This window comes from Delftia sp. WSY_16 (assembly GCF_043104415.1).
GTDB lineage: Bacteria > Pseudomonadota > Gammaproteobacteria > Burkholderiales > Burkholderiaceae_C > Comamonas > Comamonas tsuruhatensis.
Genome location: NZ_JBICKS010000034.1, coordinates 1 through 20,115 on the forward strand (window position 1 = coordinate 1; position 20,115 = coordinate 20,115).

The window sequence follows — 20,115 nt, forward strand, 5'->3', positions numbered from 1 at the left end:
TCCATCCCCTGGCGCTGCATCTCCTCCACGATCACCTGCATGTAGCTGGGCGTGACCATGATGATGTCGGGCCGGAAATCCTGGATCAGCTGCACCTGCTTTTCGGTCTGCCCGCCCGACATGGGCACCACGGTGCAGCCCGCGCGCTCGGCACCGTAGTGCGCGCCCAGGCCGCCCGTGAACAGGCCGTAGCCGTAGGCCACATGCACCATGTCGCCGGGCCGCCCGCCCGCCGCGCGGATGGAGCGCGCCACCAGGTTCGCCCAGTTGTCGATGTCATTCAACGTGTAGCCCACGACCGTGGGCTTGCCCGTGGTGCCCGAGGAGGCATGCACGCGCGCCACCTTCTGGCGCGGCACGGCGAACATGCCGAACGGATAGTTCTCGCGCAAGTCCTTCTTGGTGGTGAAGGGAAAGCGGGCCAGGTCGGACAGCGTGCGCAGATCGGAGGGGTGCACGCCCTTCTCGTCGAACGCGCGGCGGTAATGCGGCACATGGTCGTAGGCATGCTGCAGCGACCAGCGCAGGCGCAGCAGCTGCAGCGAGGCGATCTCGTCGCGGCTGGCGGTTTCGATGGGATCGAGTTCGCCGGGGGCGGGGCGCTGGACAGGCATGGCTGGGCCTTTTCAGACGGGCTGGTTCAGGCCGGGCACGGTGGGCCGGCCCTTGAAGCTGTGCGAGCGGCCACGGAACAGCGCGATCACTTCCTGGCGCTGGTTGGTGACCTGCACGTCATAGACGCCGGTGCGGCCTGCACGCGAGACTTCGCGGGCCTGCGCGGTGAGCACGTCGCCGGGCCGCCCGGGCGCGACGAAGTCCACGCTCAGGCCCGAGGCCACCGTCATCTCGTTGCGCGCATTGCAGGCATAGGCAAAGGCCGTGTCGGCCAGCGCCGTGATGAAGCCGCCGTGGCAGATGTCGAAGCCGTTGAGCATGTCGTCGCGCACGGCCATCTCCATGCGCGCCGTGCCGGGCGCGATCTCGGTGATGCGCAGGCCCAGTCCTTGCGCGGCGCGGTCGCGCGCCAGCATGCCGTCGCGCACCTGCTCGGCCAGTCGCTGGGCGGCCTCGTCCGGGGTGTGGTTGTCTTGCATGGCGCCGCTCCTCAGCGGTCCGAGAACACGGCAGCCCGCTTGCCCAGAAAGGCGGCCACGCCCTCCTGGTAGTCGTGGGCTGCGCCCAGCTGGCCCTGCTGGCGCGCCTCGCGCGTGAGCGCATGTTCGTAGTCCAGCAGCTGGGCCGAGTCCATGGCCTCCCGCGTGCGCGCCAGGGCCCGCACCGGCATGGCGGCCAGGCGCTGCGCCAGGGTCTGGGCCTCGCTGCGCAAATCGGCATCTTCCACGCAGCGCCAGATCAGGCCGATGCGTTCGGCCTCGGCCGCAGGCAGCTTGTCGCCCAGCAGGGCCAGCCCCAGGGCGCGCGCACGGCCCACCAGGCGCGGCAGCAGCCAGGTGCCGCCGCAGTCGGGCACCAGGCCGATCTTGGCAAAGGCCTGGATGAAGCTGGCCGAGCGTGCGGCCAGCACCAGGTCGCAGGCCAGCGCGATATTGGCGCCCGCGCCGGCAGCCACGCCGTTGACGGCAGCCACCACGGGCACGGGCATGGACTTGAGACGCAGGCACAGCGGCTGGTAGCGGCGCTCGATCAGGTCGCCCAGGTTCTGGTCGGGCGCGGCCTCGGGGTCGGAGAGATCCTGGCCCGCGCAAAAGCCGCGCCCCGCGCCCGTGAGCACCACGCAGCGCACCGAGGCATCGCCGGCAGCCTGTTCCAGGGCCGAAAGCAGCTGCTCGTGCAGCTGCGCGTTGAAGCTGTTGAGCGCGTCGGGGCGATTGAGCACCAGGGTGCGGACGGCGTCTTGCTGCTCAACCAGAACCAGCGATGGGGGCATGGAAGTCTCCGAGGCCTGTCTGCCGTCTTTATGCGGCAGATCAAACATAATTTACCGAATGGTCGGTAAATGTTAGTCGCCAGACCCTTTCCACGACAAGCGCCCAGGCACCGAGGAAACCCTAGGCCCCATGAAAAAAGGCCCTCACGGGCCGATTTGTCGAAGGTTCAGGGCTTGAAACCCGAGCGCTGCACCACCGGCGTCCACTGGGCGCGGTAGGCCTTGAGCATCTCGGCCGTCTGCGCGCTGCTGCTGGCGACCGGGGTCAGCCGGCTGGCCTCGAATTTCTGGCGCGTGTCGGGCTCCTTCATGATCTCCTGCACCATGCGCGACAGGCGCTCGGCAATGTCGGGCGCCATGCTCTGGGGCGCGAACAAGGTGTTCCAGCCCATGCCCGACAGGTTCAGGCCCGATTCCTTGAGCGTGGGGATGTCCGGCGCCATGGTGCTGCGGCGCTCGCCCGACACGGCCAGCACGCGGATCTTGCCGGCCTCATGCTGGGGCAGCAGCACGTCGAAGGTGTCGATGGCCAGCGGCACCTGGCCGCCCACCAGGTCGGTCAGCAGCGGGGCCGAGCCCTTGTAGCCCACGGTTTCGGTCCGGACCTTGGCGGCCTCGCCCAGCATCAGCGAGAAGAAGTGCGGCAGGCTGCCCGTGGCCGGCACGCCCACGTTGGCCTGCTGCGGATTGGCACGCAGCCAGGCCAGCAGGTGCGACAGCTGCCTGACGGGCACGGCACTGGCCACGGCCACGCCGAATTCATAGCGGTTGACCTCGCTGACCGGGCGGAAGTCCTTGTCGGGGTCGTAGCCCGAGTCGGGGAACACCAGGGGCGCCACCAGCATCACGGCCGGATTGGCCAGCAGCAGCGCAGGCTGGGAGGCCGGCGCGTTCTTCACATACTGGGCCGACAGGCGGCCGCCCGCGCCGGGCTTGTTCTCCACCACCACGGGCGAGCCCACGCGCGCCTGCAGCTTGTCGGCCACGATGCGCGCCACGCGGTCGGTGGCGCCACCGGGCGGGTAGCCCACGACGATGCGCAGCGGCGCCTTGCCCGGAAACAGCGGCTCGGCCGCCGTGGCACTTCCAGCCAGCCCGCTGGCAGCCCAAACGGCCGAGGCCGGTGCCAGGGCCAGGATCTGGGTCAGGGTTCTTCGCTGCATCGCAAACTCTCTCCTTGCATGGACGGATTCCCGTGCGGAACGCACGCCGCACAATGTAGCGGCCTCAAAAAGCCCGTTGCCGCCGATATTGACCAGGGTTAACCCGGGGCAAGACGCCCTGCGCTGCTCGGGCATCGCGGCAACCTGGCGAAGCCGACTCGGCGACAATCGCCCACCATGAGCTTCGCCCCCCTGACCAACGACACCTTCCTGCGCGCCTGCCGGCGCCAGGCCACCGACTACACGCCGCTGTGGCTGATGCGCCAGGCGGGCCGCTACCTTCCCGAATACAAGGCCACGCGCGCCCGGGCAGGCAGCTTCATGGGCCTGGCCACCAACGTGGACTACGCCACCGAGGTCACGCTGCAGCCTCTGGAGCGCTTCCCGCTGGACGCGGCCATCCTGTTCTCCGACATCCTGACCGTGCCCGACGCCATGGGCCTGGGCCTGTCCTTTGCCGAAGGCGAAGGCCCGCGCTTTGCCAAGGTGGTGCGCGACGAGGCCGCCGTGGCCGAGCTGGCCGTGCCCGACATGGACAAGCTGCGCTATGTGTTCGATGCCGTGACCAGCATCCGCCGCGCGCTCGATGGCCGCGTGCCGCTGATCGGTTTCTCGGGCAGTCCCTGGACCCTGGCCTGCTACATGGTCGAGGGCAAGGGCAGCGACGACTACCGCCTGGTCAAGAGCCTGATGTATGCGCGCCCCGACCTGATGCACCGCATCCTGGCCATCAACGCCGACAGCGTGGCCGCCTACCTCAACGCCCAGATCGATGCGGGCGCCCAGGCCGTGATGGTGTTCGACAGCTGGGGCGGCGTGCTGGCCGATGGCGCCTTCCAGGAATTCAGCCTGGCCTACACGAAGCGCGTGCTGGCCGGACTCAAGCGCACGGGCGTCGATGGGCAGGACGTGCCGCGCATCGTCTTCACCAAGGGCGGCGGCATCTGGCTGCCCGACATGAAGGACCTGGACTGCGAGGTGCTGGGCCTGGACTGGACGGCCAACCTGGCCCGCGCCCGCGCCATCGTCGGCGGCGAGGTGGGCGGACCCGGCAAGGCGCTGCAGGGCAACATCGACCCCAATGTGCTGTTCGCGCCGCCCGAGCGCGTGGCCGAGCAGGCGCGCGCCGTGCTCGACAGCTTCGGCGCCCCGCACACCGACAGGACCACCACGGGCCCCACGCACATCTTCAACCTGGGCCACGGCATCAGCCAGTTCACGCCGCCCGAGCATGTGGCCGCCCTGGTCGAGGCCGTCCACGGCCATTCGCGCGCCATGCGCCAGCGCTGAGCGCCCGCCCTGCTCCTCATCACACGCAGGACCGGATGCCAGCGCAGCGCCGGCCCCCTGCCGTGACAGCCACCGGCCCGGCTGGGCCGCGCTGTCCACAGTCCGCGCGCCCGGCCGGCGCTTGCTGCACAAGATGGCCACAGACCATCTTATGCACAGAAAAATCTGAGCGAGGTCTTAGGACTCACAGTTGTCACCCGCGCCTGCACGCGGGCGACATATCGATATAAGCCGTTGTTTTTGAAGATTTTTTTTGATAGCACCGTTTTCAGAATGCACCACTCGGAAAGGTCAGACAAATGGGGGGATGGCCATAGATCCGAATAATCCCCACAAAGTTATCCACAGAAATTGACGATATACCCAGAAACCCGTAGCCACCGCCCGGGATGTCTGGTGTAGAACGCCGCTTCCCACGCCTCGGACGCTGCCCAAGGCTTATGCTTGGCGGCTTTGTTGCCGCTGTTCGTGCCCTGCGGCGCCAGCGTTTTCAGGCCCCGCTTTCTTCCCATGCCCCTTCCCGCCCATACCGTCCATGTCGCCGTCCAGACGCCGGCGCACAGCGCCGTGGGTGATCTGCTGAGCTACACCTGCGAGCAGCCGCTGGAGCCGGGCACCCTGGTGCGCGTGCCGCTGGGACGCCGGGAACTGCTGGGCGTGGTCTGGGACGCGCCGGCCCAGCCGCCCGCCGTGCCCGAAGGCGTGGAGCTGCGCGCCATCTGCGCCGTGCTGGAGGGCATCGCGCCGCTGCCGGCGGCCTGGCGGCGGCTGGTGGCCTTCGCCGCCTACTACTACCAGCGCAGCGTGGGCGAGATCGCCGTGACGGCCCTGCCGCCGCAGCTGCGCGACATGACGGCCGAGCAACTGGCGCGCCGGCTCAGGCCGACCAAGGCCGCGGCGAAGAGAGCGGCCAAGGCTGCAAAGGCGGAACAGGCGCAACAGGCGCCTGGCGCTGCGCCTGCATCAGCGCTCGCACCGGCCGCCGCAGACATTCCCCCCATCGTCCTCAGCGCCGAGCAGGCCGACGTCTTCACGCAGATCGCCGCCCACCCCGGCCCCTTCCTGCTCTACGGCAGCACGGGCAGCGGCAAGACCGAGGTCTACCTGAGGACCACCCAGGCCGCGCTGGATGCCGACCCCGGCGCCCAGGTACTGGTGATGGTGCCCGAGATCAATCTCACGCCCCAGCTGGAGCAGCGCTTCCTGGCGCGCTTTGCGCCGCAGTATGGCGCGGCCTGCGTGGTCAGCATGCACAGCGGCATGACCAACCCGCAGCGGCTCAAGAGCTGGCTGGCGGCACACACGGGCACGGCGCGCATCGTGCTGGGCACGCGCATGTCGGTGTTCGCCAGCCTGCCGGGGCTGTCGCTGATCGTGGTGGACGAGGAGCACGACGCCAGCTACAAGCAGCAGGAAGGCGCGCGCTACTCGGCGCGCGACCTGGCCATCTGGCGCGGGCGCGATACCGGCGCCAAGGTCATCCTGGGCAGCGCCACGCCCTCGCTGGAGAGCTGGCACGCCAGCCGCCCGCCCAATGCCGACGAGCCGCAGGGCGGCCGCTACCTGCGCCTGCACATGCCCAGCCGCATCGGCGCGGCCGCCCTGCCGCGCGTGCGCCTGGTGGACATGGGCCAGCAGCCGCGCAAGGCCGTGTTCTCGCCGCCGCTGATCGATGCCATCACCGAGCGTGTGCAGCGCGGCGAGCAAAGTCTGGTGCTGCTCAACCGCCGCGGCTTCGCGCCCGTGCTGTTCTGCGCCGACTGCGGCTGGAAAAGCGACTGCCCGCACTGCAGTGCCCACCAGGTCTTCCACAAGGCCGACCGCACGCTGCGCTGCCACCACTGCGGCTACACCCAGCGCGTGCCCATGGCCTGCCCCGGCTGCGGCAATCCCGACATCCTGCCGCTGGGCAAGGGCACGGAGCAGTTGGAGGAAGAACTGGCCCGCCTGCTGCGCAATGTGCAGCGCCCCGACCGCGAGCCCGCCCGCGTGGCGCGCATCGACGCCGACACCACGCGCGCCAAGGGCGCGCTGGAGGAGCAGCTGGCCCAGGTGCATGCCGGCGACATCGACGTGCTGGTCGGCACCCAGATGGTGGCCAAGGGCCATGACTTCCGGCGTATCACCCTGGTGGCCGCCGTCCAGCCCGACAGCGCGCTGTTTTCCAGCGACTACCGCGCGCCCGAACGCCTGTTCAGCCTGCTGATGCAGGCGGCCGGCCGCGCAGGGCGCGACGCGCACTACGTGGCCGCCCAGGGCAGCCATCCGGAGATGTGGATACAGACGCACGACCCGTCCCATCCCGTCTACACCGCGCTGCGCTCGCACGACTACCCTGCCTTTGCGGCGCGCCAGCTGCGCGAGCGGCGCGATGCGGGCATGCCGCCGTTTGCCTTCCAGGCCATCGTGCGGGCCGATGCGCGCAGCCAGGAGGCCGCCCAGGCCTTTCTGGCCGCCGCCGCCCAAGCCGCGCGCCAGGCCGGCCTGCCCCATGTGGACGATGTGTTTCTCTACCCGCCCATTCCCATGTCCGTCCAGCGCGTGGCCAATGTGGAGCGGGCGCAGATGCTGATCGAGTCGGCCCAGCGGCCCGCCCTGCTGCGCTTTCTCTGGGCCTGGCAGGCGCATCTGCACTGGATCAGAGCACAGCCCGAGCACCGCGCCCTGGTGCGCTGGCTGGTAGACGTGGACCCGCTGGCCATCTGAGCGTGGTACGGCCTTTGGAACGGCCCCAAAAAACCCCAAGCCTTTCAGGCCTTGGGCGCAATCCCGCAAAGCGTTCACCGCTCCTTTTTCGGAAGCGCTTTTAGCGCATTCGCTGCGTGGCTCCCATCGGGATTTGCGCTGATGCAGGCGGGGCATGTTTATTGCATCGTGCCGCATTCAGCCCACAAGGCTGGATCATTCAATGCCTTTCCAGGAGCGATACATGCCGTTCACCCCCTTCCGTATGACCTTGATGGCCGTCGCGCTTGCGCTGGCAGGCTGCGCGTCCCAGCCCGGCGCCAGCCAGGCCCCCGCAGCCGCAGCGCCCGCCACGGCGACCGCCCCTGCACCCGCTCCCGCCGCACAGGTCGGCAAGCCCAACGTGGTCGTCCTGGCCACGGGCGGCACCATTGCCGGCGCGGGCGCCAGCGCCGTCAACAGCGCCACCTACACGGCCGCCAAGGTCCCCGTGGACAAGCTGCTTGCCGGCCTGCCCGAGCTGAGCAACATCGCCAACGTCTCTGGCGAGCAGGTCTTCCAGATCGCCTCCGAAAGCTTCACCAACAAGGAACTGCTGACGCTGGCACGCCGCGTCAACGAGCTGGCCAAGCAGCCCGGCGTGGACGGCATCGTCGTCACCCACGGCACGGACACGCTGGAGGAGACCGGCTACTTCCTGAACCTGGTGGTGCCCACCGACAAGCCCATCGTCATGGTCGGCTCCATGCGCCCCGGCACGGCCATCTCGGCCGACGGCGCGCTGAACCTGCTGGGCGCCGTGGCCACGGCCGCCTCCAAGGACTCGGCGGGCAAGGGCGTGCTGGTCAGCATGAACGACAACATCGACTCCGCGCGCGATGTGGCCAAGCTCACCAACATCAAGACCAATGCCTTCTCCAGCCAGTGGGGCCCGCTGGGCATGGTGGTCGAGGGCAAGACCTACTGGTTCCGCGCCCCCGTCAAGCGCCACACCAGGGGCAGCGAGTTCAACATCGAGCAGATCACCGACCTGCCCGCCGTGGACATCGTCTATGGCTACGGCAACGTGCCCGCCACGGCCATCGACGCGCTGGGCAAGGCCGGCGTCAAGGCCATCGTGCACGCCGGCACGGGCAACGGCTCGGTGGCCGACCGCATCGTGCCCAAGCTCAATGAACTGCGCCAAAAGGGCGTGATCGTGGTGCGCAGCTCGCGCGTGCCGGCCGGCTTCGTGCTGCGCAACGCCGAGCAGCCCGACGACAAGTACGACTGGGTCGTCGCCCATGACCTGAACCCGCAGAAGGCCCGCCTGCTGGCCGCCGTGGCCCTGACCAAGACGCAGGACACGAAGCAGCTGCAGCGCATCTTCTGGGAATATTGATAGGCACCCCCTGAGGCGCTGGCGCGCCTTCCCCCCGTGGCACGGCGCCTCTCTACCCGCTTCGCGGGGGAGGGGGACGACAGCCTCGCTGCGGGGCGGCCCTTGCTTGCTGTCCCTTGCTTTGGGCTTCGTCGGTTTTTTGCGCTGCGCCCACATGGCCCGGTCCATTTTTGGCCGGGCCTTTTCTATTGCCGCTTCTTAGTTCGTTGTGAACAGCGGGGTGAGGGGGCCTTGGGCGATGTGGCAGTGCGCTTGTTCGAGGGCCTGGGCGAAGGCGTCGGAGCGCAGGTAGGCGTATTCGACGGCGCGCTGGGCGCCTATGGCGTCGCCCTGGACGGGGGCGGTGGCGGGGTGGCACATCATGAGGCTGCCGGGCTGCAGCTGGGCCAGCCATTGGGCCATGTGGCGGCCATAGCCTTCGGGCGTGGGCTGGTCGAAGGCGTAGACGCCGCCGAAGCCGTGGTTGAGCGGCACGCCCTGGCGGCGCAGGCGGCGGGTGGTGGTCCAGCCGCCGAGCAGGGCGATGATGGCGGCCTTGGGGTCGCGCCAGAGCTGGCCGGCCGGGGTGGTGGAGCGGACCCAGGGCAGGTCGTCGGCGTTGTCGCCATAGCGCTGGCGCAATTCCTGCACCAGCGCGGCGCGCACGCCGGGGAGCTGGTGCACGTGCTGGTGGCCGTCGATGAAGTCGGGGGCCATGCCCAGCGCGTCCTCGAAGGCGTCGAGCTGGCGGCGCCAGGCGTCGCGCATGGCGGCGCTGCCCAGCCGTCCTGCGTAGGCGCGCGCAATCACCGCCCCTATGCCGGAGGAGGGCTGCAGGCCATGGCCTTCGGTCAGGTTGAAGTGCAGGCCCAGCGACAGGCGCGGGCGCAGCGCGGGCAGGCGCCTGGCCGCCTGCCTCCAGTGCGGCGAGGTGGTCATGCAGCTGGTGGCCGACAGCCGGCCCTGCAGCGTGAGCTGCTCCACGGCCTCGTCGACCAGGGGGTGCAGCGCATAGTCGTCGGCGCACAGGACGACGGTTCTGGCCGGGGACTTCTCCCCGTTTATGGCAGGCATGGTGTTCATGGGGATTCCTTGCGTCCGGGGGCCGCAAAGGCCCAGAACTTGGCCAGGACGAAGGTGCCCACCGCCACCAGCACCAGCACCAGGGCCAGGCTCCAGAAATAGTGCCAGTGCAGCCAGTGCAGGGCCGCCCAGTACAGCAGCTCATTGGCCACGAAGGAGACGCAGGCCACGGCGAAGTATTTGGCCACCACGGCCCGGCCACGCGCCTGGGTCTGCACGAAGGTGAACAGCGCATGGCCGTTGTAGCTGACCACGAAGGCCACGAGAAAGGCCAGCACATTCGCATGCAGCGGCGCCATGCCCGCCAGCTGCACCAGCAGGGCGACCACGGCCAGGTGCGTGGCGGCCGCGCAGCCGCCCACCAGCACGAACTGCAGCGCCTGCGGCAGGCGGCGCAGCTGCGCGATCACATCGTGCATGGCTACTCCCGCGGCGCCAGCGGGCTGCGGTCCTCGTCGCGCGCCAGCAGATAGGTGGGACGGCGCTTGACCTCGTCATAGATCCGGCCGATGTACTCGCCCAGGATGCCGATGGACATCAGCTGCACGCCCGAGAACAGCATGATGCTGGCCGCCAGCGTAGGCCAGCCGTCCAGCGGGTTGCCGAAGATCAGCGTCTCCATGGTGATCCACAGCCCGTAGAGCAGGGCCGCCAGCGAGATCATCCCGCCCACGATGCTCCACACGCGCAGCGGCAAGGTGGTGAACGAGGTCAGCCCCAGCAGGGCCAGCGAGCCCAGGCGCCGGAAATTGAAGCTGGACGCCCCGGCCGTGCGGTCGGCCGGCACGAACGGCAGTGCCGCCGCCTTGAAGCCCACCCAGGCGTACAGGCCCTTCATGAACCGGTGGCTCTCGGGCAGTGCCTTGAGCGCGTCGGCCACGCAGCGGTCCAGCCAGCGGAAGTCGCCGGCATTGGGCGGGATCTTCACCAGGTTGCCGGCATTCATGAGCCGGTAGAACAGATTGGTGCCCACGCGCTTGGCGCCGCTTTCGGCGCCCCGGTCGGCGATCACGCCATAGACCATGTCGTAGCCGGACTGCCACAGCTCGCACATCTGGGGCAGCATCTGCAGCGGATGCTGGAAGTCGGCGTCGATCAGCACCACGGCATTGCCGCGCGCATGGTCTATGCCGGCCGACAGGGCCGCCTCCTTGCCGAAGTTGCGAGACAGCGCCAGGTAGCGCACGGGCAGCTCCTGCGCCATGCGCAGCGCGATCTCGTGCGTGGCGTCGCGGCTGCCATCGTTGACGACGATCAGCTCGTAGTCGGGCGTCAGCGTGCGCACGGTCGCGTCCAGGGCGCGCAGGAACGCCTCCAGGTTGCCCTCTTCATTGTGGGCCGGCACCACGCAGCTCAGCCGCAGCGGCGCGCGCGGCAGCATTCCCTTGGGAGCGGCCGGAGCAATGTCAGCATGCAATTCGGTCATAGGCCAGCATTGTCAGCGGGCTGGCTGCCCGCGCGCGGCAACACATCAAAAACCGCATACGCATAAGGTGTGGGCACAGGAAAACGCCAGCCCGAGCGTTGCAGCGTGAGCACACGCGGCTCCTGCGGCAGGCCCAGCTTCGCCAGCCAGGCCTGCGCCTGCCGCTCGCAATCGCGCGATTTCGCGGTCGTCCCGGGCTCGCCGGCCACGGGGCCGCGCGGGCACAGCAGCAGGCCGGGCTGGCGGCGCCAGTCCGGCAGCGCCAGCACACGCGCATATTCGCTGTCGGGCAGGCCGGGGATGGTGCGCAGATGCGGCTGTGCATAGAAGGAGAGCATGGCGTTTTCCGCCCAGTCGCCGCCCACCCACTGCAGCGGCTGCTCCGGGTGGCGCTGGTTCCAGGACAGCACGATGGCCTGGGCCGCATCGGCCGCGGGCCGGTAGTAGTCGGAACTGCTCTTGCGCGCATTGCCCCAACCCGCGGCCACGCCAATCACCAGCACCACGGCCAGGCTCGGCCACCAGGCGCGGCGCAGCGCGGCCAGGGCGGCCTGCGTCGCGGCAGGCGCCTCGGCGTCCAGGTTGCGCAGCCACAGCAGCACGAAGGCATAGCCGATGGGAATGGCCCAGGGCGTGGACAGCTCCACCACGCCGGTGGCGCCAAAGCCCAGCGTCGCCAGCCAGGGCATGAGGGCCAGCCAGAACAAGGTGTCGCCCCGCCCCTGCCAGGCCCAGCTGCGGCGCAGAAAGCGCGCGCTCCAGCGCAGCCAGCCACCGCCTTGCTGGCGGGCCTGCATGAAGCCATACACCAGGCACACGGCCAGCCAGGCCGGCAGCCAGTAGAAGATGGGCGCCAGCGCAAAGCGCAGCACATAGCTCCACACCACCTGCCCGCCGCCCTGGTCCATGGCATAGCCCAGCGTCACCCACTGGTGGTGGGCAATCCAGGCCACATGCGGCGCCAGCGCCAGGCCAAAGGCTGCCAGCGCCACATAGGGCCTGGGAGTGAGCAGCCACTGGCGACCTTCGCGAACCAGGAGGATGGGCAGCAGAAAACCGGCCAGGAACACGCCGCTGTAGTACTTGCTGAGCATGCAGGCGGCCGAGACCACGCCCAGGGCCACGCTGAAGGCCAGGCCCCGCACACCCTTTTCCTGCCAGCTGGCCAGCAGCAGGGCCGCCGCCCAGGGCCACAGGGACAGCAGCTGGCTGTTGGCGTTGAACTTGCCGGCCAGCGTCGTATACGGGAAGCACCACAGCAGCAGCAGCGCCCCCAGCGGCGCCAGGCGCGCCAGCCCCAGGCGCCGGCCCAGCACATAGACACCCCACAGGCCCACGCCCACATTGGCATAGGACAGCAGGCGGTAGAAGGCGTCGTTCTGCGGAAACACCATGAACCACAGGCCGACCACCCAGGCGAAGAACGGCGGGTGCTTGTGCGTGCCCAGCTGCAGCGGCTGGGACCAGGCATAGTTCTCCAGCATGTCGTGGTAGCCGTCCAGGTTGCCATTGGCCAGCCAGGACACCAGGGCCCAGAGCAGGCAGGCCAGCGTCACCATCCAGAGCAGGCCCGCGCCCGTGGGGGCGCCGGCCGGGGCAGAGGGGGAGGGTTTCATGCAATCCCGTCGAGGTGGTGAAAAAACATGGGCGCGATTGTAGAGAGCGCCAGCCTGCCGACAGGCCTGGACTGACCGGGCCTGCCCAGGCCTGCCGCTCGGACCGGCTCAGGTCATCAACGCCACGGCACCCGAGAAACTCAGGAAGGCCAGCACCGTGGACACCAGGATGATGCGGGCCACCCGCCCGCCATGCGCACCGAAGCGCTCGGTCAGCAGCGAGACATTGCTGGCGCTGGGCAGTGCGGCCAGCAGCACCAGGGCCACGAAGGCCTCCTCACCCAGCGGCAGGCCCAGCGCCATGGCTGCGCGGGCCACGGCCCAGACCAGCAGCGGATGGACCAGCAGCTTGGCCAGCGCGATGGGCACGTAGTCGCGCGCGGCCACGCGCTCATGGCTGTTCATCTGCGAGCGCGCCAGCACGGCGCCTATGGTGAACAGCGCCACGGGCGAGGCCGCGCCCGCCAGCATGGCCACGGTGCGGTCGATGGGGCCGGGCAGCGTCCAGCCCGCCGCCGACGCCACTGCGCCCAGCACGATGGACCAGGGCATGGGGTTGGAGGCCATGCCCGCCAGCGCGCGGCGCAATGCCACCGTCACACCGTGCCCGCCCGGCATTCCAAGGCGCGACAGCGCAATACACAGCGAGGTGGTCACCACCATGTCGATGGCCATGGTGACGATGACCGGGCCCGCCGCACGCTCACCCAGCAGCGCCACCAGCATGGGCACGCCCATGAAGCCGGTATTGGGGAAGGCGGCCACCAGCGCGCCGAAGGCCGCATCGTTCCAGCCCACGCGCCGCAGCGTGAGCGCCACGGTGGCGCCCACCATCAGCAGCGCGCACAGCAGGTAGACCACGGAGACGCCCACATCCAGCAGTTGCGCGATCGGCGTCTGCGCGCCAAAGCGAAACAGCATGCAGGGCAGCGCGAAATACAGCACGAAGGCGTTGAGCCCCGGTATCGCCGCCTGCGGCAGCACGCCACGCCAGGTGGCTGCGAAGCCGCAGGCCACGAGAGCGAAGAAGGGGAAGGTGATCAGCAGGACGGACAGCACGCGGCGATTCTGGCAGCAAGCCGGCGCGTACGCTGCGCGCCCGTGGCGCACCGGTGACGGCGGGCGAAAAAAAACCTGCCGGAATCCGTCTCCGGCAGGTCTGGCGGCAAGAGCGCGGGCGCTCTCAGAGTGCCAGGTCCTTTTCGATCTCCTGCACCTTGCGGCGGGCCAGCGCCAGGTTGGAGCGGCTCTTGTCCAGCACCAGGTAGAAGAACACGCCTTCATGGGCGGCCACGGGCCGGATGACGTGGTACTGGTGGGTCAGGGTGATCAGGATGTCGTCGATGGCATCGTCCAGCTTGAGCATGCGCATGGTCTTGAGCTTGGCGCGCACCACCTCCGTGTTGCCGGCGGCGGCCAGCTCCATGTCGAGGCCGGAGCCCGCGCTGCCCATCAGCATGCCGCTGGTGCTGTCCACCAGGGCTGCGCACAGGGCGCCATCGATGCCCAGCAGGCCGTTCAGAGAATCATGTATCGAAGCCATATGCCACCTCTTTCAAATAGCAAGGGCAGGCGATGCGATGGACTCATCGCGCCCGCTCCTCGGGGGAGAAAACTCTTGAATCGGATACGGGGGTCAGAGACGGGACAGATCGCCGGCCACTTCGCCCGCGGCCCACAGCGCACGTCCCAGCAGGGCGCTTTGATCGACCACCATGCACAGGATGGCCGGGTGGCTGCCGCCGACGGCCTGGAAAAGGACGGTACCCAGTTCGGTCTCGAAGGTCAGGCGGTGGCAGGACTTGTGGCCTATTTCGGCGGCCACGGCCTTTGCCATGGCCATCAGCGAGCCCGCCATGGCAGACAGGCGCTCCGTCGGCAGCTCGCTCTTGACCCGCAGGGCCGTGATCTCGAAACCATCGGGCGTGCACAGCAAGGCGATATGCACGCCCTCGAGAGGCGCCACCACGCGATTGAGTGCAACTTGGCCAGCTTCGATCACGGTGGAGGAAATCTGGGGATGCGTTGGTGTCTTCATGCCTGACTTTGCAAGGAAAGCAAGGAAACGAGCACCCCCAGCGCATCCAGCAACTGCTGCCGGTCACGGGGGTCCGCCTGGATGACAGGCACTATACCGCGACCTCGATCGGCCAAGGCGGTGCTGAACGCCTCCTGCTGTTGTTCGCTGGCGTCACGGCAACTGAGCAGCAGCACCTGGGGTTCGACCTCCAGGGTGGCGATCTCGGACAGGAGCTGCGCGGCATAGTCCGGCGCCGAGGCATCGCCCACATCCACCATCAGCAGCACGCCCACCGAAGCATTGAGCACCCAGCGGCGCACGAAGTCGAAGCGGTCCTGGCCCGGGCTGCCCACCAGTTGCAACCGCATTCCCTCGCCCAGATCGATCTCGCCGAACTCCGCGCCCACGGTGGTGAACTCCTTGGAATGGGCGGCCCGGTCGAGATTGGGCACATCCGTTGCGGCCATCAGCGCTCCGCACAGGCTGCGCAGCGCCGTGGTCTTGCCGATGCCCATGGGTCCGATCAGGCTCACCCGCACCAATCCCGCACCGGGCTGGTCGCTCATCCACATGCTCATGCCTGCCCTCCGCGGCGTATCCAGCCGGTCAGCCGCTGCACCCACTGGCGCGACAGGCCTGGCGCCACGGCAGTGGCAGCCCCGTGCGCCTGCGCGCGGTGGCCGCCCAGCGGCGTCGGATCGTCCGCACGGGCCGGCCTCAGGCTGCAATCGAGCGTGCCGCGCAGCCGGGGGTGGCGCAGCAGCTCGGCCACGGCGGCAGGCGCCATGCCGCTGTGCTCGCACAGTGTGGCCACATCCATCGGGCCACGGCACAGCATGGCCAGGGCCCGCAGGGATTCGGCACTGTTCCAGGGCGCGGGCAGCGCCACCCAGGCCTTGAGCCGGAATTGGTAGCGGCAGCCCTCAGCCTGCTGCCGAAGATCATCCAGCGCGCGCACCAGGGTCTGCGAGGACGCCACCTGCTGGCGCACCGTCCAGTCCATGAGGAAGACGGCGGCCCGGTCCAGCATGTCGATCAGGTCGGAGAGCGTGAAATCCAGATCCAGATAGGTGGCCAGGCGCTGGGGCGTGCGTTCCAGGTGCTGCCCCTGGGGCACACCGCCCACATAGACCACGCAAGGCAGCCATCCGGCCGCCTCGGGCACGGGCAGGCTGCCGTCCACCACCAGCACCTGGGCGCTGACCAGGGGCACCTGCCGCCAGCCGCGCAGCGACTTGCGGGACGCCACGGCAAACAATGTCTCAAAACGCTGCTTGAGCAGCGGCGACCACAGCTCGGCAGCCAGGCCAATCTCATCGGTAGTGCGAGCCAACTTCAACGCCTCCCCGGATAGCAGCGGGAAATGAACAGATCGAGGTCGCCTGGAGCAAATATAGGCGAGCACTGATATTTTCGATAGTTTTCGCTCAACGATCACACCCATCAATGTGAACTTTTCTATCGGTGGCTGTACAGCCACAGACAGCTCCCAGCGGGTCGCGAGATTTGTCGCCGAATTCCAAGGGTGCTTACACCTGCCCGGACGGCCCCGACCCCCGAAGCGGTATGCTCCCGCTTCCCTCACTTTCACGCCTTTCCCCGCGCAACGCACCCATGTCCGCAGGACTCAATCTGGCCCAGCTCCAGGCCGTCCACTACACCGAAGGCCCCTGCCTGGTCCTGGCCGGCGCGGGCTCGGGCAAGACACGCGTGATCACGCACAAGATCGGACGCCTGATCGAGACGGGCATGGCGCCACGGCGCATCGCAGCCATCACCTTCACCAACAAGGCAGCGGCCGAAATGCGCGAGCGCGCGGCCGGCCTCATCGGCCGACAGGCCAAGGATGTGCTGGTCTGCACCTTCCACGCCCTGGGCGTGCGCATGGTGCGCGAGGACGGCCATGTGCTGGGCCTCAAGCCCCAGTTCAGCATCCTGGATGCCGACGACGTGACGGGCATCCTCAAGGACTGCTCGGGCGGCACCACCGACCTGGCCACGGCGCGCCAGTGGCAATGGACCATCAGCAACTGGAAGAACGCCGGCTGGGACAGCCGCAAGGCCCTGGCCATGGCCCAGGACGACAACGAACGCAGCACGGCGCTGATCATGCAGCGCTACGAAGAGCGCCTGACCGCCTACCAGAGCGTGGACTTCGACGACCTGATCGGCATGCCCATGCGCCTGCTCAAGAACCACGCCGAGGTGCGCGAGAAATGGCAGCGCCTGCTGGGCCATGTGCTGGTGGACGAATACCAGGACACCAACGCCACGCAGTACGAGCTGCTCAAGCTGCTGGTGGGCAGCCGGGCCCACTTCACGGCCGTGGGCGACGACGACCAGAGCATCTACGGCTGGCGCGGCGCCACGCTGGACAACCTCAAGAAGCTGCCGGTGGAGTTCCCGCAGCTCAAGGTGATCAAGCTGGAGCAGAACTACCGCTCCACCTCGGCCATCCTGCGTGCGGCCAACAACGTGATCCAGCCCAACCCCAAGCTCTATCCGAAGACGCTGTTCTCGGAGCTGGGCGAAGGCGAGCCCGTGCGCATCGTGGACTGCGACACCGAGGAGCACGAGGCCGAGCGCGCCGTGGCCCGCATCCAGAGCCTGCGCGCGGCCAGCAACCCGCCGCCGGACTGGAAGGATTTCGCCATCCTCTACCGCGCCAACCACCAGGCCAAGCCCTTCGAGAAGGCCTTGCGCAAGGCCAACATTCCCTACAAGGTCTCGGGCGGCACCAGCTTCTTCGACCGCGCCGAGATCAAGGACCTGTGCGCCTGGTTCCGGCTGTGGATCAACAACGACGACGACCCCGCCTTCCTGCGCGCCATCGGCACGCCCAGGCGCGGCATAGGCCACACCACGCTGGGCAAGCTGGGCGAGTTTTCCTCGCAGCACAAGCTCAGCATGTTCGGCGCCCTGTTCGCGCACATGCTGGAAGCGGCCCTGCCCAAGAAGGCGCATGACAGCCTGCTGGAGTTCGGCCGCTACATCAACGACCTCGAATACCGCGCCCGCCACACGCTGGGCGCCGAGCAGTCGCGCGGCTTCATGCTCGACTGGCTCAAGGAGATCGGCTACGAGCAGTACCTCTATGACAGCGAGGACAGCGAATCGGTGGCCGCCGCGCGCTGGAGCAACGTGCTGGAGTTCTGCGACTGGATGGCCCAGCGCGCCGGCGGCCAGATCGAGGATGCGGCGGGAACGACCACGCACACCGAGGTCAAGAGCCTGCTGGAGGTGGCGCGCAACATCGCCCTGCTGTCCACCATCAGCGAGCGCGAGAAGGAGCAGGACATGGTCATCCTGTCCACGCTGCACGCCTCCAAGGGCCTGGAGTGGCCGCATGTGATGCTGGTCGGCGTGACCGAGGGCATGCTGCCCTTCAAGCTCGACGACGACGATGGCCGCCAGCAAAAGGTCAGCGACGAGACCGCCCAGCGCCTGCAGGAAGAGCGCCGCCTCATGTACGTGGGCATCACGCGCGCCCGGCGATCGCTGGCCGTGAGCTGGACCAAGCGCCGCAAGAAGGGCCGCGAGATGGTCTCCACCCTGCCCAGCCGCTTCATCAAGGAAATGGGCCTGGACGCCGCCACCTCGCGCGAAGACCCGCGCGAGAAGCTGCGCCAGCTGCGCGCCGAGTTCGCGCTCAAGGCACAGCAGTCCACGCCCGCCGACTCCTGATTCCCCGAAAGACACCGCATGCGTTTTTACCGCCCCGTTCTCAGCCTGGCGCTGGTGGCCGTGACCGCCGCCTGCTCCAGCACCGCCTTGCAGCCCACCGCACAGTCCACCGCCCAGGCCAAGGCCGCACCCAAGGCCGCCCGCACAGCCTCCGCACAGCCCCCTCTCTCATGCCCCGAGGGCGAGGAAATGAAGGACAGCCAGCTGCAGGGCGAATGGACCGGCACGGTCGAAGGCCAGGCCCAGCCCGTGCGCCTGCAGCTGGGACCGCACCCCCAGTGGAAGGGCAACGTCAAGGGCACGATCGCGCGCGGCGCAGACACCCGGCCCATGGTCGGCGACGTGGCCGATGACCACATCACGCTGGAAGAAAGCGCCGACGGCAAGCGCATCACCGCCACCTGGCTGGGCGATGTCGTCGAAGGCAGCTGCGCCCGCGAGATCCGCGGCAACTACCTCGAAGGCGAGGATGCCGCGCCCCGGCCCTTCGTGCTGCGCAAGCTCGCGCCCTGACCGGCCCCCGAGCCTGCACACGAGCCCCCTGCTGCCTCTTCACTCATTACCCCTTACTCTTCGCTCCTTCCATCACCGGACCCCTGCCATGACGAATCCTCCACACCTGGATCGCCGCAAGCGCCCAAGCCGCACGCCGACACCCCTGCAGTGGGCCCTGGCCATGGGCCTGGGCGCCACGCCCTGGCTCGGCGCCCAGGCGCAGACAGCGCCCCGCCCCCTGTCCGAGGACGCCTGGCGCCAGTGCGCCGCCACCACGGACAACCAGTCTCGCCTGGCCTGCTTCGACACCTGGGCACAGCAGCAGCAACCGCTGACCGCGCCGCCAGCCACCGGCTGGAGTGCTCCGGCCGCCAGCGCCGCAGCCGATCCTGGCGCCCTGCCCACGCCCGCCCCCGTGGTGACGGCCGACAGCGGCCAGGGCCTGGCGCTGCCCACCACCCCCACCAACGGCGGCTGCCGCGACCCGCGCTACAGCGAGCTGTCGCGCTACTTCGAGCTGGAACCGGGCAGCGACTGCGGTACCTTCAGCTTCCGCGGCTACCGGCCCATGTCCGTGTCCGTGGTGACGGCCGACCATGTCAACCGGCAGCCCACCACGCCCGGCAAGGACCCTGCGCAGTCGCAGCCCTACAAGACCGAGGAAATGCGCGTGCAGCTGTCGGTGCGCACCAAGGTCGCCCAGGGCCTGCTGACCGGCAGCACCTCGGCGGGCAAGGACTCGCTGTGGGTCGGCTACACCCAGCAGTCGTACTGGCAGCTGTTCAGCCCCGCCATCTCGCGGCCCTTCCGCAACACGGACCACGAGCCCGAGATCTTCTACGTCTACCCCACCGATGCCCGGCTGCCCTTCGGCTGGCGCTGGCGCTACAGCGGCGTGGGACTGGTGCACCAGTCCAACGGCCAGAGCGATCCGCTGTCGCGCAGCTGGAACCGCTGGTATCTGATGACCGGCTTCGAGCTGGACAACCGCTGGCAGCTGCACGCCAAAGCCTGGCAGCGCATCCGCGAAAGCGCCGAGCACGACGACAACCCGCGCATCCAGGACTACATAGGCCGGGGCGAAGTGAAACTGGGCTGGAACGTCAATGCGCAGAACTATCTGGGCTTCACTGCGCGCGGCTCGCTGGGCCAGGGCCGCGGCTCCGGCCGCGTCGAATGGCTGCGCACCCTAGGCGAAGGATGGAACGGTGGCAAGAGCAATTTGCGCCTGCATGTCCAGCTTTTCAGCGGATACGGTGACAGCCTGATCGATTACAACTACAAGCGCACCGTGCTCAGCGTGGGTTTCAGTCTTCTGGACTTCTAGAAGACTGGCCCTCGCGGGCACGCTTTGCCGCTTGCCCTTCGCGGGGAAGCCCCGTCCCGCTGGCTGCATTGCCAGCGG

19 protein-coding genes are annotated in these 20,115 nt (G+C 68.7%); 6 read left to right on the top strand and 13 right to left on the bottom strand.

Features of this window, described 5'->3' with window-relative positions; genetic code table 11:
- From ACF8O7_RS17750 to ACF8O7_RS17765, 4 genes are all read right to left on the bottom strand, one after another.
- Positions 1 to 614 (bottom strand): AMP-binding protein (locus ACF8O7_RS17750; protein WP_392443937.1); only part of this gene is annotated, 614 nt, incomplete at its 3' end.
- Positions 615 to 626: 12 nt separating this feature from the next.
- Positions 627 to 1,094, bottom strand: coding sequence for a hydroxyphenylacetyl-CoA thioesterase PaaI (gene paaI / locus ACF8O7_RS17755; RefSeq protein WP_203400321.1), 468 nt, complete (start codon positions 1,092 to 1,094; stop codon positions 627 to 629).
- A gap of 11 nt (positions 1,095 to 1,105) precedes the next feature.
- Positions 1,106 to 1,888 (bottom strand): enoyl-CoA hydratase-related protein, encoded by a 783-nt coding sequence (locus ACF8O7_RS17760; protein WP_046987044.1) that lies wholly within the window; start codon positions 1,886 to 1,888, stop codon positions 1,106 to 1,108.
- Positions 1,889 to 2,055: 167 nt separating this feature from the next.
- Positions 2,056 to 3,051, bottom strand: coding sequence for a tripartite tricarboxylate transporter substrate-binding protein (locus ACF8O7_RS17765; protein ID WP_126313022.1), 996 nt, complete (start codon positions 3,049 to 3,051; stop codon positions 2,056 to 2,058).
- Positions 3,052 to 3,228: 177 nt separating this feature from the next.
- Between ACF8O7_RS17765 and hemE the strand changes: the two genes are divergently transcribed.
- The 3 genes from hemE to ACF8O7_RS17780 all read left to right on the top strand — a co-directional run bounded on the left by hemE (position 3,229) and on the right by ACF8O7_RS17780 (position 8,407).
- Positions 3,229 to 4,341: a uroporphyrinogen decarboxylase gene (hemE, locus tag ACF8O7_RS17770; protein ID WP_016450383.1), complete on the top strand. Its 1,113-nt coding sequence runs from the start codon at positions 3,229 to 3,231 to the stop codon at positions 4,339 to 4,341.
- A 510-nt stretch (positions 4,342 to 4,851) separates the two neighbouring features.
- Positions 4,852 to 7,047: a primosomal protein N' gene (gene priA, locus ACF8O7_RS17775; protein ID WP_016450382.1), complete on the top strand. Its 2,196-nt coding sequence runs from the start codon at positions 4,852 to 4,854 to the stop codon at positions 7,045 to 7,047.
- Positions 7,048 to 7,270: 223 nt separating this feature from the next.
- A complete protein-coding gene (locus ACF8O7_RS17780; RefSeq protein WP_392443940.1) occupies positions 7,271 to 8,407 on the top strand; it encodes an asparaginase in 1,137 nt (378 codons plus the stop codon).
- A gap of 198 nt (positions 8,408 to 8,605) precedes the next feature.
- Here the strand turns inward: ACF8O7_RS17780 and ACF8O7_RS17785 are convergent, their stop codons facing one another.
- The 9 genes from ACF8O7_RS17785 to ACF8O7_RS17825 form a co-directional block, all read right to left on the bottom strand.
- Positions 8,606 to 9,469 (bottom strand): ChbG/HpnK family deacetylase, encoded by an 864-nt coding sequence (locus ACF8O7_RS17785; RefSeq protein WP_047219275.1) that lies wholly within the window; start codon positions 9,467 to 9,469, stop codon positions 8,606 to 8,608.
- Positions 9,466 to 9,888 carry a GtrA family protein gene (locus ACF8O7_RS17790; protein ID WP_017406517.1) on the bottom strand — a complete coding sequence of 141 codons (423 nt, stop codon included), beginning with the start codon at positions 9,886 to 9,888 and terminating at the stop codon, positions 9,466 to 9,468. The genes ACF8O7_RS17785 and ACF8O7_RS17790 overlap by 4 nt, the downstream gene beginning before the upstream one ends.
- A gap of 2 nt (positions 9,889 to 9,890) precedes the next feature.
- The gene (locus ACF8O7_RS17795; protein WP_016454509.1) at positions 9,891 to 10,895 is read right to left on the bottom strand and encodes a glycosyltransferase family 2 protein; all 1,005 of its coding nucleotides are present in this window, start codon (positions 10,893 to 10,895) and stop codon (positions 9,891 to 9,893) included.
- Positions 10,892 to 12,511, bottom strand: a complete 1,620-nt coding sequence (locus tag ACF8O7_RS17800; RefSeq protein WP_392443942.1) for a glycosyltransferase family 39 protein — start codon at positions 12,509 to 12,511, stop codon at positions 10,892 to 10,894. Before ACF8O7_RS17800 ends, ACF8O7_RS17795 begins: the two co-directional genes overlap by 4 nt.
- A 108-nt stretch (positions 12,512 to 12,619) precedes the next feature.
- On the bottom strand, positions 12,620 to 13,570 hold the full coding sequence (locus ACF8O7_RS17805) for an AEC family transporter (protein WP_016450376.1): 951 nt from the start codon (positions 13,568 to 13,570) through the stop codon (positions 12,620 to 12,622).
- 124 nt (positions 13,571 to 13,694) lie between these two features.
- The gene (locus ACF8O7_RS17810; RefSeq protein WP_016450375.1) at positions 13,695 to 14,054 is read right to left on the bottom strand and encodes a hypothetical protein; all 360 of its coding nucleotides are present in this window, start codon (positions 14,052 to 14,054) and stop codon (positions 13,695 to 13,697) included.
- 93 nt (positions 14,055 to 14,147) lie between these two features.
- Entirely contained in the window at positions 14,148 to 14,549 is a 402-nt protein-coding gene (locus ACF8O7_RS17815; RefSeq protein WP_016450374.1) for a hypothetical protein, read from the bottom strand.
- Positions 14,546 to 15,109 (bottom strand): ATP/GTP-binding protein, encoded by a 564-nt coding sequence (locus tag ACF8O7_RS17820; RefSeq protein ID WP_016450373.1) that lies wholly within the window; start codon positions 15,107 to 15,109, stop codon positions 14,546 to 14,548. The genes ACF8O7_RS17815 and ACF8O7_RS17820 overlap by 4 nt, the downstream gene beginning before the upstream one ends.
- Positions 15,106 to 15,864: a hypothetical protein gene (locus tag ACF8O7_RS17825; RefSeq protein ID WP_016450372.1), complete on the bottom strand. Its 759-nt coding sequence runs from the start codon at positions 15,862 to 15,864 to the stop codon at positions 15,106 to 15,108. The genes ACF8O7_RS17820 and ACF8O7_RS17825 overlap by 4 nt, the downstream gene beginning before the upstream one ends.
- A gap of 281 nt (positions 15,865 to 16,145) precedes the next feature.
- Between ACF8O7_RS17825 and ACF8O7_RS17830 the strand changes: the two genes are divergently transcribed.
- The 3 genes from ACF8O7_RS17830 to ACF8O7_RS17840 all read left to right on the top strand — a co-directional run bounded on the left by ACF8O7_RS17830 (position 16,146) and on the right by ACF8O7_RS17840 (position 20,037).
- Positions 16,146 to 18,215, top strand: a complete 2,070-nt coding sequence (locus ACF8O7_RS17830; RefSeq protein WP_212646623.1) for an ATP-dependent helicase — start codon at positions 16,146 to 16,148, stop codon at positions 18,213 to 18,215.
- An 18-nt stretch (positions 18,216 to 18,233) separates the two neighbouring features.
- Positions 18,234 to 18,728: a hypothetical protein gene (locus ACF8O7_RS17835; protein ID WP_126313127.1), complete on the top strand. Its 495-nt coding sequence runs from the start codon at positions 18,234 to 18,236 to the stop codon at positions 18,726 to 18,728.
- Between the two features lie 88 nt (positions 18,729 to 18,816).
- Positions 18,817 to 20,037, top strand: a complete 1,221-nt coding sequence (locus ACF8O7_RS17840; protein ID WP_047219272.1) for a phospholipase A — start codon at positions 18,817 to 18,819, stop codon at positions 20,035 to 20,037.
- Positions 20,038 to 20,115: the final 78 nt, after the last annotated feature.